The sequence below is a fragment of the Pseudoalteromonas shioyasakiensis genome, from assembly GCF_022398475.1.
Taxonomy (GTDB): domain Bacteria; phylum Pseudomonadota; class Gammaproteobacteria; order Enterobacterales; family Alteromonadaceae; genus Pseudoalteromonas.
The window spans coordinates 1-15,507 of sequence record NZ_JAKEVM010000102.1; the positions used below are offsets into that span (position 1 = coordinate 1).

General features: G+C 40.0%; 12 protein-coding genes. 6 read left to right on the forward strand and 6 right to left on the reverse strand.

Going from position 1 to position 15,507, the window contains the following annotated elements:
* The 5 genes from L1D51_RS15610 to L1D51_RS15630 form a co-directional block, all read left to right on the forward strand.
* The coding region (locus L1D51_RS15610) for a hypothetical protein (protein WP_239964102.1) at positions 1–1,525 on the forward strand (1,525 nt) is incomplete at its 5' end.
* 35 nt (positions 1,526–1,560) lie between these two features.
* Positions 1,561–1,953: a curli production assembly/transport protein CsgE gene (locus L1D51_RS15615; RefSeq protein WP_054562527.1), complete on the forward strand. Its 393-nt coding sequence runs from the start codon at positions 1,561–1,563 to the stop codon at positions 1,951–1,953.
* Positions 1,943–2,368 (forward strand): curli assembly protein CsgF, encoded by a 426-nt coding sequence (locus L1D51_RS15620; RefSeq protein ID WP_054562528.1) that lies wholly within the window; start codon positions 1,943–1,945, stop codon positions 2,366–2,368. Before L1D51_RS15615 ends, L1D51_RS15620 begins: the two co-directional genes overlap by 11 nt.
* Complete coding sequence (locus tag L1D51_RS15625) at positions 2,368–3,141, forward strand: CsgG/HfaB family protein (RefSeq protein ID WP_054562529.1); 774 nt, start codon at positions 2,368–2,370, stop codon at positions 3,139–3,141. The genes L1D51_RS15620 and L1D51_RS15625 overlap by 1 nt, the downstream gene beginning before the upstream one ends.
* 275 nt (positions 3,142–3,416) lie before the next feature.
* Positions 3,417–3,815: a hypothetical protein gene (locus L1D51_RS15630; RefSeq protein WP_054562530.1), complete on the forward strand. Its 399-nt coding sequence runs from the start codon at positions 3,417–3,419 to the stop codon at positions 3,813–3,815.
* Positions 3,816–3,931: 116 nt separating this feature from the next.
* Here the strand turns inward: L1D51_RS15630 and L1D51_RS15635 are convergent, their stop codons facing one another.
* The 4 genes from L1D51_RS15635 to L1D51_RS15650 form a co-directional block, all read right to left on the reverse strand.
* The gene (locus L1D51_RS15635; protein WP_054562531.1) at positions 3,932–4,630 is read right to left on the reverse strand and encodes a helix-turn-helix transcriptional regulator; all 699 of its coding nucleotides are present in this window, start codon (positions 4,628–4,630) and stop codon (positions 3,932–3,934) included.
* A 164-nt stretch (positions 4,631–4,794) separates the two neighbouring features.
* Positions 4,795–6,303, reverse strand: coding sequence for a trehalase family glycosidase (locus tag L1D51_RS15640; protein WP_055021609.1), 1,509 nt, complete (start codon positions 6,301–6,303; stop codon positions 4,795–4,797).
* Positions 6,304–6,312: 9 nt separating this feature from the next.
* Complete coding sequence (locus L1D51_RS15645) at positions 6,313–7,563, reverse strand: MFS transporter (protein ID WP_239964104.1); 1,251 nt, start codon at positions 7,561–7,563, stop codon at positions 6,313–6,315.
* Positions 7,564–7,664: 101 nt separating this feature from the next.
* Positions 7,665–8,672 carry a LacI family DNA-binding transcriptional regulator gene (locus L1D51_RS15650; protein ID WP_054562534.1) on the reverse strand — a complete coding sequence of 336 codons (1,008 nt, stop codon included), beginning with the start codon at positions 8,670–8,672 and terminating at the stop codon, positions 7,665–7,667.
* A 263-nt stretch (positions 8,673–8,935) separates the two neighbouring features.
* Here L1D51_RS15650 and L1D51_RS15655 point away from each other — a divergent pair, with 263 nt between their 5' ends.
* Positions 8,936–11,194, forward strand: a complete 2,259-nt coding sequence (locus L1D51_RS15655) for a TonB-dependent receptor (protein ID WP_054562535.1) — start codon at positions 8,936–8,938, stop codon at positions 11,192–11,194.
* A 77-nt stretch (positions 11,195–11,271) separates the two neighbouring features.
* Here the strand turns inward: L1D51_RS15655 and L1D51_RS15660 are convergent, their stop codons facing one another.
* Both L1D51_RS15660 and L1D51_RS15665 read right to left on the reverse strand, forming a co-directional pair.
* Positions 11,272–14,424: a M1 family aminopeptidase gene (locus L1D51_RS15660; RefSeq protein WP_239964106.1), complete on the reverse strand. Its 3,153-nt coding sequence runs from the start codon at positions 14,422–14,424 to the stop codon at positions 11,272–11,274.
* Complete coding sequence (locus L1D51_RS15665; protein ID WP_239964108.1) at positions 14,418–15,287, reverse strand: ABC transporter ATP-binding protein; 870 nt, start codon at positions 15,285–15,287, stop codon at positions 14,418–14,420. The genes L1D51_RS15660 and L1D51_RS15665 overlap by 7 nt, the downstream gene beginning before the upstream one ends.
* Positions 15,288–15,507 lie beyond the last annotated feature (220 nt).

Here is a 15,507-nt window from a genome sequence, read left to right on the forward strand (position 1 = left end):
GGAAATAATCATGAAGTTAAGAAAGTCTCTACTTACCTGTGCAATTACTATTGCGTTAGGTTCAAGCTTTGCAGCAAGTGCAAACACAGATGATAAAACACAATCTAGCACTGAGCTTGCAAGCCAAGTTTCAACATTGGGTGTATCAAACTCAATTACCCTAGATCAAGTATCGGTTACCGGTGTTGGTAACGATGCGGTTATTGCTCAACAAGGTACAGGTCATCGTGCAGAAACTGTCAGTGTAGGTGATGGCAACATGGTTGAAGTAAGCCAAGCACAAACATCTAACTTATCTCTTATCTACAACACAGGTGACGATAATACTGTTTCGCACAGCCAAAACGGCACCATGAATGGCGCATTGTCTGAAACTGTTGGTGTTGGCAATGCTATTCGCGTTGAGCAAGAAGGTGCAGGATTCTTTGGTGTTAACAACGAAGCTATCAACGTAATGGTTGGTGATGAAAATAGCGCAACTGTAACGCAAGGTGATGGTGGCCATTGGTTCTACAACTTTGATTTACAGGGTAACAGCAACACAATCAGCGCAGAGCAAAGCGGCTTACTAAATGAAGCAACGTTCAATGTAATTAGAGGTGATGACAACAGCATCGAAGTAATGCAAGAGGGTGTTTTCAATGCGTTTACCTCTGATGAAGTAATTGGCAACGGCAATGAAATTACTATTGACCAAACAGGTTTCTTCAACAGCGCTGAGCTTACTTCGCTGCATGGTGATTATAACGAAGTTGAGTTTGAGCAAGATGGTGACTCTAACAGCGCATTAGTTGCAGAAATCACAGGCAATGACAACGAGGTTAAGTCTGATCAAGAAGGCAACAGCAACAGCTTTGAGTCAGGCGTGATTGTTGGTGATGGCAATACATTATTGGTCAATCAAAAGCATGACAGCAATACCGCTGGCTTAGATGCTATTGGCAACGACAACGAACTCACTGCATTCCAAAATGGTAACGGTAATGATGTGTACTTAGGTGCTATTGGCGATAGCAATGAGTTTGTTGCTAACCAAATTGGTGACGCAAACAGTGCTCACGTTGCTAACTTCAATGGTAGCGACAACAACGTTGATATTGCTCAAGGCGGCAATGAAAACACTGTACTAGTGCAGTCTTCATACCCAGACGACTCACTCTCTTCAAACGATAATGACATTGCAGTTAATCAGCTTGGTGACCTTAACGAAGCGGCATTAACATTCGCAAGCGTGCTTGATAGCAACAACAACCAAGTTGCTTTCACACAAGTTGGTGAACTCAATGCCATCGACCTGATTATGGAAGGTAGCAACAACTCTGTTGATATTAGCCAAACAGGCTCAGAAAACTTTGTTGTAGGTATCGGTGAAAGTGCATTCTTGCTAGGCGGTGAGGGTAACTCACTGGTCGTTGTACAAGACGGCAACGCAAACCTTGTTGAAGGCTCAATGATTGGCTCTAACAGCACAGTTGTTATCACTCAACTAGGTGATGGCAATACCGCAACTGTAACCCAAGAATAATCGCTTAAGAGGGAGCCTTGCTCCCTCATTCCATTATGAAAATAAAAAACTTACTACGCATATGTTGCATCGTGCTTGCAGCTCAAAGTACGGCTAGTTATGGCGAAGACCTCGAAATCGATGGCTTAGTACTCGATAGAAGTATTAGCCGATTTGGCCATCAATTTTATTTTGAGTTTGCCAACCTATGGCGCGATCTACCTTCAACAGCAGGTTTTAATATCGAAATAAAAGAAACGGTATTACCCCGAGCGGGGACTCGACTTGTCTTAAAAATGAATAACCAAATAGTGTACGTCACTTATTTAGGACGTCGCTTAGAGCCATTAAATGAACGTGTAAAACAAGCCATGTATAGCGTGATGGATGCCATGGCACGCAGTCAAATGCAGCAATCAACACCTGATATGGCAAAAAATGGATGGTAAAATGAAATACTTAACAACACTAATAATAATCCTCTGCCCTCTTTCTAGTTGGGCAACCGAACTCGTTTATACCCCAATTAACCCAAGCTTTGGTGGCAGCCCATTAAATGCCAGCATGCTACTTAATAAAGCGCAATCACAAAACAAGCACAAAGCGCCGGTTATCGAACAAACCTACGGGGAAAAATTTCAAGATTCGTTAGAGCGTACATACTTAAATAGAATGGTACGAGAAATCACAGATATGGCATTTGGTGACGAAATCGACGACAGCATCTTTAATGGTGACTCGACCTTTATGACGGGTGATTATGAAATTCAAATTATCACCAGTACCAGTGACACAATCACCGTTAGGATTACCAACACCTCTGATGGCACAGTGACAGTAATTGAAGTACCGAGGTTTGGATAATGAAGACACTCACATTAGCAGCAATGGTATTACTTCTGTCGGGTTGTTCATCAATGGGCAATTTAATCCCGCCGACTAAACAACTAGCAGACTCTCTTGAGCCAACCGAAACTTTCCAGGCTTTGCAGGCCCTTCCTCAACCAATGGGAAGCATTCCTGTGTCAGTGTACTCATTTCGTGACCAAACTGGGCAATACAAACCACAGGCAAATGTAAGCTCATTTTCTACCGCAGTAACACAAGGTGCTAACTCTATTTTAGTGCAAGCATTGCATGAATCTGATTGGTTTATTCCGGTAGAACGCGAAGGTCTACAAAATATCTTAACTGAGCGTAAAATAATTCGCGCTGCGCAAGCCGAAAACGATAAGCTACCTGAATTACCACCGCTCACGACAGCTAAAATAATCTTAGAAGGCGGTATCATTAGCTACGACACAAATATCAAAACCGGCGGGATTGGTATGGAATACTTCGGGATTGGCGCATCAGAGTTATACCGTGAAGATGCAATCTCAATTTATTTACGCGCTGTCGATGTTCGCACAGGCCAAGTTTTGCTATCCGTTGCGACAAGTAAAAAAGTGCTCAGTCAAGAAATGCGCGCAGGCTTCTTTCGCTATGTGAGCTACAAGCGTCTTGCAGAAGCAGAAGCTGGATTCACCGACAATGAACCTATGAGTATTTGCGTAACACAAGCAATTGAAAAAGCGCTTAGCGACCTTGTATTAAAAGGTATTAACAAAGGTATTTGGTCTGCAAAAGCGGTCTAATTTAATGAGTATATTAGTGTGGCGCTGAACATCACAGCGCCTAATTTGAACTTTCTGCTTAATTATCCATCGAAATAAATACTTATAGCATTCAGTTATACCAATTCGCTTAATTAAGTAGTCTATTTTGAGGCAATAAAACCTCGTTGATAGCAAGGCAAAAATTTCGTTATTTAGTTTTTCTAAATCAGAAATTTTTAACGCAGATAGCGACAGGTTTAATCCCTCAAAATGATTAAGTATTATTGCGGGTTGGTATTAATTAAGTTTTATTTATGAAATGGATTACTTTCTCCAAATGCGCTTATTCTCTTATTGTTTTAGCCGCACTGATTACCCTGGTTATCACCATTGATAATTTTGACAGTTCAAAAAGCCTGCCAATTGGCTTTGTTTTATGGGGTATTTCGCCCTATTTATTAATGGCGTGGATGGTTGAACACAGTAAAACAAGAGTGGCACAAATTGCCACGTTTATTGTCACTATTATGTGTGTCTTATTTGGTACTGTGACCATAGGTTCAATCTATTTTTCTCATGATGCACAATCAGCGCTGGTGTTTCTTTTTGCTCCATTATGGCAATGGCTAGGATTATTAATACTCTGTATTCCACTGTATTTTATGAATAAGGTCACATCTAAATCGAACCGAGGCTCGAATAATGGAAGCTAAACGGAAACACGATTTTGAAGGCTACTTGCTTGAAGCTGGATTTTTAAGCATCGAGCAAGTGCTAAACCAGCTTTAATAGCAAACACTACCACTGGGATTAAACTGGCTGTAGTTTGTCACTGTGTATTTTGTAAAGACAAACTCACTGCCATGTAATTTTGTGCCCAATTAGCCAGCTCCACGCGGTTACGCGATGCCGTTTTCTTGAATGCACTGTACAGGTGGGTTTTAACTGTATGATCGCTGATATTTAAACGCTCTGCGATATCTCGATTACTCGCACCTTGGGCAAGTAAGTGAATCACTGATTTTTCTCGTTTAGTCAGTAAGCTGAGGTCAATATCTGTATTTACCGAATCGTTGCTGGCATTGAATTGGCTGCGAGACATTGCTGACAGCATATGATTAAACGTAGTAGAAATACTTTTACGGCTAAAAAACAGCTCGCCATTGATCACTCTGACCAGCCCTGCAAAAATATCCTCAGGTGATTGTTCTGCAAAAAACACCCCTTTAATGCCATTTAAAAGTAAGTTTTTTTCGCAAATTGCATTAGCGTCCGCATTAAAAATAACCACTAAATGTTGCTTAGCAAGTTGCACTAACTCTGCAGGTAGTAAGTCTTTCCAATGTGCGTCAGTGCTATCAATCAAATAAAGGTTAAACTCTTCGCGCATAGAGTCTTGAGGCAAGCTTGCATCGACTTTTACGCGCATAAAAAACGCATCGAGTATTTTAATTAAATATTGATAATTTTGGCTGCGGTTTTGTAACCTTGGCTGTGTTTTTAGAAATACAGAAGTTGGTTGAATCATCTCATTTCTTCCTTGAAACATTTTATTCACAATACCTAATTTAGATACATGATTCAACCATTCATAAGCCTTTATTTTGGCAATTTACAACATTGCTAACCCATTTGGATGGCCAGACATTCAGGTTAATATAATGTAAACGAACAATGCTCACATCTCCCCTTTTACAGCGAGTCATCAAGTATTTTGTAAAAACGTGAAGTTACACCATTCGTCCAACCAAATCCTTGCTGTACTGTGTATTCGCCACCACCTGCACGGCTAACTAATTCACACACATTGTATTTTTCAAGGAGGCACTTATCTTCTGCAAAACGCATTTCGATCATACTCAGCCAGTTTTTTATGATCGCTTGTGCCTCGCTGACAAAGCCATACTCTGTTAAACCTTTTACAGCAAACCATTGCAGCGGCGCCCAACCGTTAGGACTATCCCATTGTTGTGGTGTACTACACAATGTTGTCACTAAACCACCGGGCTTTAAAAACTCACTCATCAGTTTATGCTTCACTTGTTGAGCTTGTTGTACAGATGCAGCGCCTACAAACAAAGGAACAGCCATTGCCATCGAATCGACACTACTTTGCTGATTGAGTCGAATATTGTAATCACGATAAACACCCGCCTCAGAATTCCAACAATAGGTATTAATTGCATCTAAGCGCAGTGTAGCCAGCTCAGCAATCGACTGGCTCTTTTGTTCTTTACCAAGTAAACGGTAAAAACGAGATAACGTATGCTCTAAGTTATACAGTAAGCTATTCAAATCAACCGGTATGATATTGGTTGTTTCAATGCTTTTTAAGTCATTATGATCACAAAGCCAACGGCTACTAAAGTCCCAGCCAGACTCGCATGCAGCACGAATATGTTGAAAATAACTTTGCTGCTGCTCACTAGTTAGCCCTTCAGCGTCATGTAAATCTTCTTTCAACGACTCTGGTCGTGGCGAGCGGGCGCTATCCCAATAGCGGTTTAAAATAGCCCCATCAGACATTTTAACGACACGCTTAGTAGCTTGTTTATCGTCAACTAACTCTTCACACCCTTTCATCCAAAACTGATATTCAGCTTCAAGTGCTATGACGGCGTTTGCCAGCCAAGTTAAATCTGCTTCATGTTTATATTTAGCGTCCCATAGCATCGCTATCATTAACGCCAAAACAGGTGGTTGCGAGCGAGAGCTATAATAAACACGGTTACCATTTGGAATACAGCCATTACGTTCTTGTAGGTCAATAAAGTTATTAACCATGGCTTCAATGGTGGCTAGGTCGCCACAATCTTCTAAACCCAAGGCTGTAAAATAACTATCCCAATAATAAATTTCTTGAAAACGGCCACCCGGCACAATGTAGTCAAACTGCAAAGGCATTAGTGAGCTTGCTAAATCAGTATCAGCATTGCGATGCAAATGCGGCCATAGGTCAAGAATATACTGTTTAACTGATGTGGTATCTAATTTCGCAGTCGGAATAGACTGATCAGCAAAAACAAAGTTCGACATCACAAATTCACGCAGCGTATCACCTTTTAAAGGGCCTACAAGTTGATATAACTCACAAGCACTTTGCCAAGATAAGTTTGGCACTGCATCGGCAAACATTTTTGAATCAGCAAACACTTCTGCTAGCTGTACGTCTTTAAATAATTGGCTATTAACGAAGTTCATGATAATCCCTTATGCTGCGCTTGAAGCCGCTTGATACTGTGGTTTTAGAGTGATTTTCTTAAAGATTGAAACGGTGATTAATAGCAAGGCTATTGGCACTAATGTGAGATAAAATGCATGCTGACCGCTAAATTTATCAAATACAAAGCCCGTAATAATTGAACCTGTTGTTCCACCTAATGCAGAGAAAACCACAATTAAACCAGTCATAGCAGCATGCTTGTGCTTAGCAAGTGAACTCAGCATCACAGAGTTAAGTAACGGGTAAATCGGTGCCATAAAAAAGCCAATCAACGGCAGCATGTATGCTGCAAAAGGCACATCAAACACACTTTTCACTTGGCTTCCATCTACATCGTGAGTCAAAGGCAGCACCAATAATACGAGCACACCCATAGCGACCAAGCAGCCCATTAATAAACTAAACCAACTAATAAACCTAAGTACTTGCCCTGCTACCAAACGACCAAGCGCTAACGCAGCTGCAAACAAACTGGCAAGTTGGATACTGACATCAACAGGCAATTTTAAAACTTGGTTATTAAAGGTCGGCAGCCAAGTGCCCACGCCTTGCTCAATTAGTACATACATAAATGCACTAACAACAAAAATAAGCACAAGGGGTTGGTAAGTCAGCTTTAACATATCAATAAAATCATGAAGCTGCGATTGCTGATTAGTTTTTAGTTCTGGCGATTTTATTGGTGCCGCAATCACAGAAATAAACGCCACCGCAACAATCACTGCAAGCAAGTAATAAACATTCAACCAGTGGCTACTTTGCGGGTTATCAGCGTCTATGAATAACGCAAAAACCCAATAGCCCGACAGCACCCCTAGCATAAACACCCCTTCAATGGTGTTTAATAACGCTGAATGTTTATTAGCATTATCAGTCACTTGACCAATAACAGAGTAAACAGAGATTTTCATAACAGCAAAACTGCAACCAATTGCGGCAAAGAGCGCTTTTAATACCCAAAAGTCGGCAATGTTCGGAACAACCAAGCACATTGCTGCTACCAGTAATAAAGCACCGAGCATAGCAATTTTATAGCCTATGCGAGGGATAAATGACGCCACTAAAAATGACACAATGGCAATACTAAGATCCTTAAATCCTTCAAGAACAGACGCCTGAGTTTTGCTTACATCTAAGCTATTGATTGCTTGTAAAATAACAGTGCCTACACTATTGAGCATAATAGCAAAGACAAAATAGCTGCATGCCAGCGCGATAGTTATTCTTATAGGATTCATTCACTTCAACCTATGATTATTTTTATTCAGTCTAGTTTAGCGCAAAACAAAATGCAAACGTTTGCATTTAAAATTACACATATTGCTAACATTCAATAGGTTTAGCGCTGACTCGACTGCCTATTTACTAGTTCTATTTCAACAACTTGAGATTCTACCGACTGGCCTGCTAACTGGGCTAACAACTTTTCAACAAGAATAACTGAAGCGCGTTGAGTATTTTGTTTAATACTCGACAAAGATGGGTGACTGATATCTGCCATGGCAATATCATCAAAGCCCACGAGGGCAACGTCGTTTGGAATACTAATGTAACGCTCTTTCAGGGCTTTCATCGCACCAAAAGCCACCATGTCACTACATGCCATAATGCCATCAAAGCACAGCCCTTTTTCTACCAACAATTGGTTAATTCCTTTATAAGCAGCACTACTAGTAATATCGATAGAAACCACGTGAGGAGTGGCTTTGGCTTCATTAATAGCATCTAAATAACCACGGTGGCGTTCACTAATTTCAGCGTGCCCAGGGTCACCTAAAAACAATATGTTTTTAGCACCATTTGACAATAAGTGCTCAGTCGCTATGCGACCACCTAAATAATTATCGCTGCCAACAATTGGGTAACTGCTGGGTGTTTTTGGATCGCCCCACACAACTAAAGGAACACCAGCACTCGCTGCAGCTTCAATATTTGCTTGGCTTTTACCTTGGCCGACCACAATAATGCCATCGGCACGGCGGCTATTAATAAAGTAATTTGCCCAATCATCACTGGCCATAAACGAATTAGAAAGTAATAACTCTAAGCCAAATTTATTTAGCGCTAAATTTATTTCACCAACAATTTTAAGTAAGAAAGGGTCGTTAATAGACTGTTCTGTATCACCATCGAGGTTAATAATAACCGCAACAACATTGGTTTTTTGGGTGCGAAGGCGGCTAGCAGCCGTGTTTAAACTAAAGTTATGTTTTTTTGCTAACTGTTGAAGCTTGTCGCGAGTTTCCTGCTTTATCAATGGGTTATCATTGAGCGCACGAGATACTGTCGACGTAGAAACACCGGCTAATTTCGCAAGATCAGCTAACTTTAATTTTCTATCATTCATGATACTGAAACACTGCTTTCCTTTAAAACATATGCTGGCAATATACCACCATTTCGACTAAACCGCTGCGCCAAAGAGCATAATATTTTTTCAGTAAGCAAAACAGACCAACTCACCCTGTGGGTAAAAAAAGGACAAAAAATTGAAAAAACAAATTGCAAACGTTTGCATAAATCTTTATGGTTTATAAAAGCAAGGTGTTAACAATTGCAAAATATTCGCTAATACATTGCTTTCAACAACATAAAAAATGGGAACACACAATGACAACTACATACACACGCAGTGCGCTAGCCTCTGCAATTTTGCTAGCTTTGAGTGGCCAAACAGTTATGGCCGAAGAGCAAACTGAGCAACCAGCTAAAGAAAAAGTAGAACGAATTATTGTATCTGGTACACCTGCAGGTATTGGCGTACGTAAAATTGATGCTGGCTATGCCGTGACCAATATCGATGCAGATCAAATTGTTAAATTATCGCCAAAAAGTACTGCTGATTTATTCAAAGCCGTGCCGGGTGTGTGGGTAGAAAGCTCGGGTGGTGAGTCTGGCGCGAACGTATTTGTACGTGGTTTCCCTGGTGGTGGTGATGCACCCTTTTTAACATTAAGCCTCGAAGGTTCACCAATTTACCCTGCGCCTACTTTGTCATTTTTAGAAAACTCGTCGTTATTCCGTTTAGATGAAACAATCGAAACGATGGAAGCATTACGCGGTGGTCCAAACCCTGTTGTATCAAATGGTCAACCAGGTTTAACAACTAACTTCCGCCTTAAACGTGGTAGTGAAGATACCGAAGGTGTATTCAAATACACAACTTCAGATTATGACCTACAACGCATTGACGCTATGGTTAGTGGTGAGATTTCTGATGACTTATTCTTTATGGTGGGTGGTTATGTTAAAAGCTCTCCAGGTATTCGTGATGCAGGTTTCACATCAGAAAAAGGCAGCCAGTTCACAATTAATATCACTAAAGAATTAGAAAACGGCACCATTAACTTATACACGCGTCAAACAGACGACCATGGTGCTTGGTACTTACCAACGCCACTAAATGTTGACGGTGTTGACGCAAGCTACACGCAGCTGGGTACTCTAAATCGCCAAGCGACTATTTACACTGGTGCAAATAATGACGAGCAACAGATCGACTTAGGTGAAGGCCGTGGTTGGAAAGGTCATGTTTCTGGCGGTAGTATCAAACTTGAATTCGATAACGGTTGGAGCTTCACAGATCGCTTCAACATCACCAAAGGTGATGCAAACACGTACGGCTTAGTACCTGCGGGCTCTGCGACAACAGTGGGTGCAGTGGCAGATAACGGTGAGACAGCAACAGGTGCAGTAACTGGCACAGAATACGATGCAGACACAGCGGTTCAACAACTTGGTCGTTGGGTGGTATTAAAAGAAATTAGCGCATTCACCAATGATTTAGCATTCGCTAAAAAGCTTGATAATTTATCACTGGCCTTTGGTTATTACACAGCAAGCACATCAGCAAATGACTGGTGGAGCTTAGGTAACACAGCGTATCACGTGCTTGAAGCAGGCGGCGAAATGCTAGACGGCATCGAGTGTAATGCAAGTGTTGATGGTTGTGACTTCAACTACGATATCAACTCTACAGGCGATGCACGCACCAATGCCTTTTACACAACAGCTCAATATAAATTCAACGATGACTTTACACTTGATGCCGGTGTTCGTTTTGAAAACCACGAAGTGGAATACTCGGTTGATGAAGGTCTTGATGGCGTAATCGACAAGTCAGTTCAATATGACGAAAGCAAAACATCGTGGACAACGGGTATCAACTACTCAATTAATGATGACATGGGTGTATTTGCTCGCGTAAACCGTGGTTACAAAATGCCTTACTTCGACGACTTCCGCGATAACTTTAGCGCATACGAAGGTGGCGAAAAGTTAATTAAAGAAGTAACACAAGCCGAGTTTGGTTATAAGCTATTAACTGATAGCACCGATTTCTATGCAACATTCTTCACTAACGAAGTAAAAGGTGACACCTTTGTTCGTCGCCCTGGTGTACCAGCTGAAATCTTAACAAACGAAGCCTACGGTATTGAGCTTGATTATAACTACAACCACGAATCTGGTTTCTCAGTTAACTTAAACTCAACGCTTCAAGAAACAGAAATCACAGAAAGCCCAAGCAACGAAGGTAACGAAAGCCAACGTCAGCCAAAATGGCAAGTACGTGTAACACCAAGCTATGACTTTGAAGTAAGCGATATGTATGCAACCTTATACGGCACAATCTCAGCGGTTGATGATCGTTGGGGCGACAACGAAAACACAGTTGTATTAGAAGGTTACGAAAAAGTAGACATTGGTTTAATTGTTGAGCCTATGGAAGGTATTAAAGTGCAATTAGCGGTTGATAACTTAACTGACGAGCAAGGCATCACCGAAGGTGACCCTCGTAATGCTGATGCACCGAATGGTCGTTACATTATGCCTCGTACTACACGCTTAAGCATTAGCTACGAGTTTTAAGCGATTCTCCCAAACCCCTTGATTGAAAGAATCAATACCCAAGCCACAGTGTTTTATAACCTGTGGCTTTTTTGTTTTTATACTTCCAAAAAAAGTTTATTAATTAAGCCATTATCTTGATCATCAAGTTGTTCTTGTAAAGCTCGAATAAAATCCATTGACGTTGCTGGTCGATTTGGATGTGCGTATTTTTGCCATACTGATTTTAAAGCTGCCACAATCACTGCATCCCCAAATTCATTCCTAAGCTTCGCAAATACAAGAGTAGCTTTGGAATACTGATCGTAACTTTTTGAAGAATCTACCAATGCTTGCTTTGTTGAAATATCTAACCTAGAAGCTTGTTGATATCGTTGAGTTTCATACTTAACTAATGCTTCGACAGCCTTTTTTCCATAACGCTTTTCAATCACCACAAGCTCTATATATTTAGCTAGTGATTCAATCAAAAAAGCGCTATCTTCAGGAACACTATTGCCAATATCATGACCAAACCATTGATGAGCCGTTTCATGTACTGCACGGCGGTAGCGTTGATCAAAACCTCCGCCCTCACTTGGTTTAGCTCTAAAACCGACCTTATTATCAATCAAAATAATTTCAGGTAATGCAAACCCTGTCCCACCAAAACCCGTAGAGTCAACCAGACTGAGCTTTGAACCTTTGTACGCATTTAAATTATTCTTAAACCAAGAAAGCGTATCACTCATAGCTTGTAAGTTAACTTTTATAGCATCTTGATCAGCTTCAGTTGCACTTGATTTAGAATAAACCTGTAACTTCACCTCTTCATAAATTAACTCAGTTGCTGCAAATGGAAACGATAACCAAGCCGGTAAGTTGTTAATTGGCACTGTCGTCTGAAATTTAAAAACAGCTCTTTGCCCTTCAACAATATGCTCTATATTCTTACCCTGTGAGACGACCTGATAACCTAATGCAGTGGTAACTTTGCTTTTCATGGTAATGCGTTCATAGCTATCTGGTACTTGGTATGTTGCATTAAAAAGCTTTGAAGGCGGTGTTTTAACATACATTGGAAGCCCATAATCTAATCTTAACTGCTCGTCATCTAATTCATAGTTTCTTTGATATCCAATCGTCGGTAATAGCGGAACTGAACGAATATAACTAAATTCAGGCGTTATGATTTGATGCCCTTGTATGGGCCATAATTTGGCCTGTTTTACTGCAAATTGCGTTTTAAGTTGCCTTGTTTCGAATGGCTGAAGTGCATATTTAAACTCGTAAATAGCTTGGTTCATAGATGGATAAAATGCGACTAGCTCAGCTCCTTCTATTTTAATATCTGCCCATTGATAAAAGCCTGCACGACCTATCAATACCTGTTTTATTGGTTTTGTGTGAGGGTTAGTAAATGAGTAGGTTAAGTTGAATTGGGCTGATTGCTTATACGGATAGAAATCTATTTCTGCATCGATATGACTCACTTTTGGCTGAGCTTTATGTTTCCAATCAGCGAACATTTTTTCATAATTTGCTTTAAATGTTTCTCGTTTATGAGAATTACTTAGTGGCTTTTCTGAAATTAAATTAGCATGCAGCTGCCAAAATAAACTGATAGCCAAAACCGCTGGTGTTAAGAGCCAAACATCTTTATTTTTAAAAGCTCGACTTCCCATTCCTGTGCCACGGTGATTAAAAGCCTGACTAACAAGCACTACACTAAGTAATAATACTAGCCACGCGCGGACATAAGGCCAGTAACTACTCAAACTTGCGCGATAGCCCCAAAATTCATTAGCCGGCTGCAATGGTGTCCAAGCTACACTCCAAAACGTGTGTGTTAGCCCTAAATAAGTCATTACTGGAGTAAATTTAAGTAACAAAATGGCAAAAACCACTAAAGATGCAGTAAGCTCTGAACGCATTAAATTGAAAATACATATAAATATCGAAGCAATAATAGCTAGCGGCAGTCCCATTAAAGCTAAGGTATAAATATGTTGATAAGCATCAAAGTTACTACCAATAAAAAACTCAGCTAGTGATGCGCCAACGAAACCAACAAACGAAAAAACAAACACCAAACTCACTATTGCCAATAATTGGCTATGCAAAATCGAAGCAGTCTTAATAGGCGCTGCCGCAATTATCTCTGATATTTTATAGTGCCTAGCATGACAACTAAGTTGCCAACTCCATAGAGCCACCAGTAAACAGCCGAGCAATATATACATATCAAAGGCATATTGATTAACAGCATCAATGCTAGTTGCTTTAATAACACTCATTGGTTCTGCATACTGAGAAGAAGATGCAACACTATTAAACACCAACCCTAGCCATATAAGTAACAGAATGAGAGTTATTGGTTGTTTTAAAATATTTAAAATTGCAGCTTTATATAGCTCAAATAGAATCGAGCTTTGACAAAATGTAGGCATTACCGTTTGATATTGAGTGTTAGGCCTAAGTTCAGACTCAAGACACCGTTGTTTAGGTTGCTTTGGCTGTGAATGTGCTTGGGGATGCGAGCTAACAGCATACGTAAAAATAACAAATGCCAGAGTAAAACAAATAAAACGATTAGTATAAAAGGGCGTATTTTGTGACTCGCTAAAACTTGCTATTACCGTTGTATAAGCAAATGGATCTAACCAGATAAATAGTTGATAGAACGTTTCGTTTAGTACATTACTTCCTGCCAAAATTGGATTACCCGTTATACTCGCAGCGAACAAATAAGCTATCCAAATGCTTGCAAAAACGGCATAGATAATCATTGAGCTTCGAAACCTTTGACAAAGCCAAAATGCCAAAGCAATAAGTAAAAAACAGTTTATAAGTAGGACAAAGCTACTATAAAAAATTGTATAACCAAGTATTTGCCAACTAAATCCATTATTTTGAAAATCTACGAAACTCATAACCAACGTACTGCTTAATGAAACCATCATTAATAGACTTACAAAACCACCTATTCGAACATAGTTTTTTTGTCTTGAACTTACTGATGCAACAGCAATAATTTCATCCATATGAAAGAGGTGATCACGTAAGAAAATTGCTGGCGATAATGCTCCAACCAATAAAACCAATTGCATCATGTGTAATGACACTAAATGCAATTGATACTGCTGTAACGGGTCAACATTACTTGTTGCAAGCCCTGAAGAAAGTGAAAATGCAAAACTTGGCGCAATAAGCAAGCACACCCAAACTATTGGTTGACGAAAAAGATACTTTAACTCATTAATTATTAACATAATTCGCCTCTTTGAGATTTTAGTTCAAAGAAGTACTTATCTTGTAATGATTCTGTCGCCAAAACAGCTCCTATAGTTGGGCGTTCTGCGGCATAAACTCGAAAGACGGGCTCACCATATCGATAACTTTGGCTCAGTACTAAAGCATCTTTTGGCAGTACGCTTGGCAAAGTTTTTAATACCCATACTTTACCTTTGAGTTGGCTTACTAAGTTATCAATATGGCCACTTTGGATCAGTTGACCACCTTTAATCATCGCCACAAAGTGACATTGGTTTTCTATGTCTTCCACTATGTGTGTTGATAGCAAGATCAATCGATTCTTACTCATTGATACTAATAAGTTATTGAGACTCTCTCGCTCAGCCGGATCAAGCCCTGCTGTAGGCTCATCTAAAATAATTAATCTGGGATCACCCAACAATGCTTGAGCAATACCAAAGCGTTGTTTCATTCCCCCAGAAAAGTGACTGATTCTTTTATTTGCATGTTGAGTTAAGTTTAACGCAGTAAGCAGGTCATCAATCTGTTGCTTTGTCTTTTTAATTTCAAGCCCTTTTAATATGGCTATGTGTTCAAGTAGTGCTCTACACCCCATATGTGGGTAAACACCAAATTGCTGTGGTAGATAACCAAGTTGCTTACGTAACTTTTCAGGGTCTTTTAATATATCTAAGCCACTAAACTTTATACGGCCAGAATTAATAGTTTGCAGGCATGCAAGGGTTCTCATCAAACTAGACTTACCAGCGCCATTTGGCCCCAACAACCCTACCATGCCACTGGGTAACTCAATGGTTATATCGTTAAGTGCTTGAGTTCCATCAGGGTATGTTTTCGAAATATGCTCAAGTGTTAGCATTTATTGGCTCCTTAATTAGCACAAATCTAGATTAAGGAATGGTAAAGCTCGCTGCTATGAAGCAATGATCAATGATTCAAGTTTGATGATGAAAGCAAAAATTCTTCTTTCGTCATCAAAAAAAGAACTTTCATCAAAATGTGGGTGAATAAAGAAATAAAAACGTTAAGCTAAATCTATCATAACGCTTAATCAGTGTATTACTCTCTCAGTTTCCACA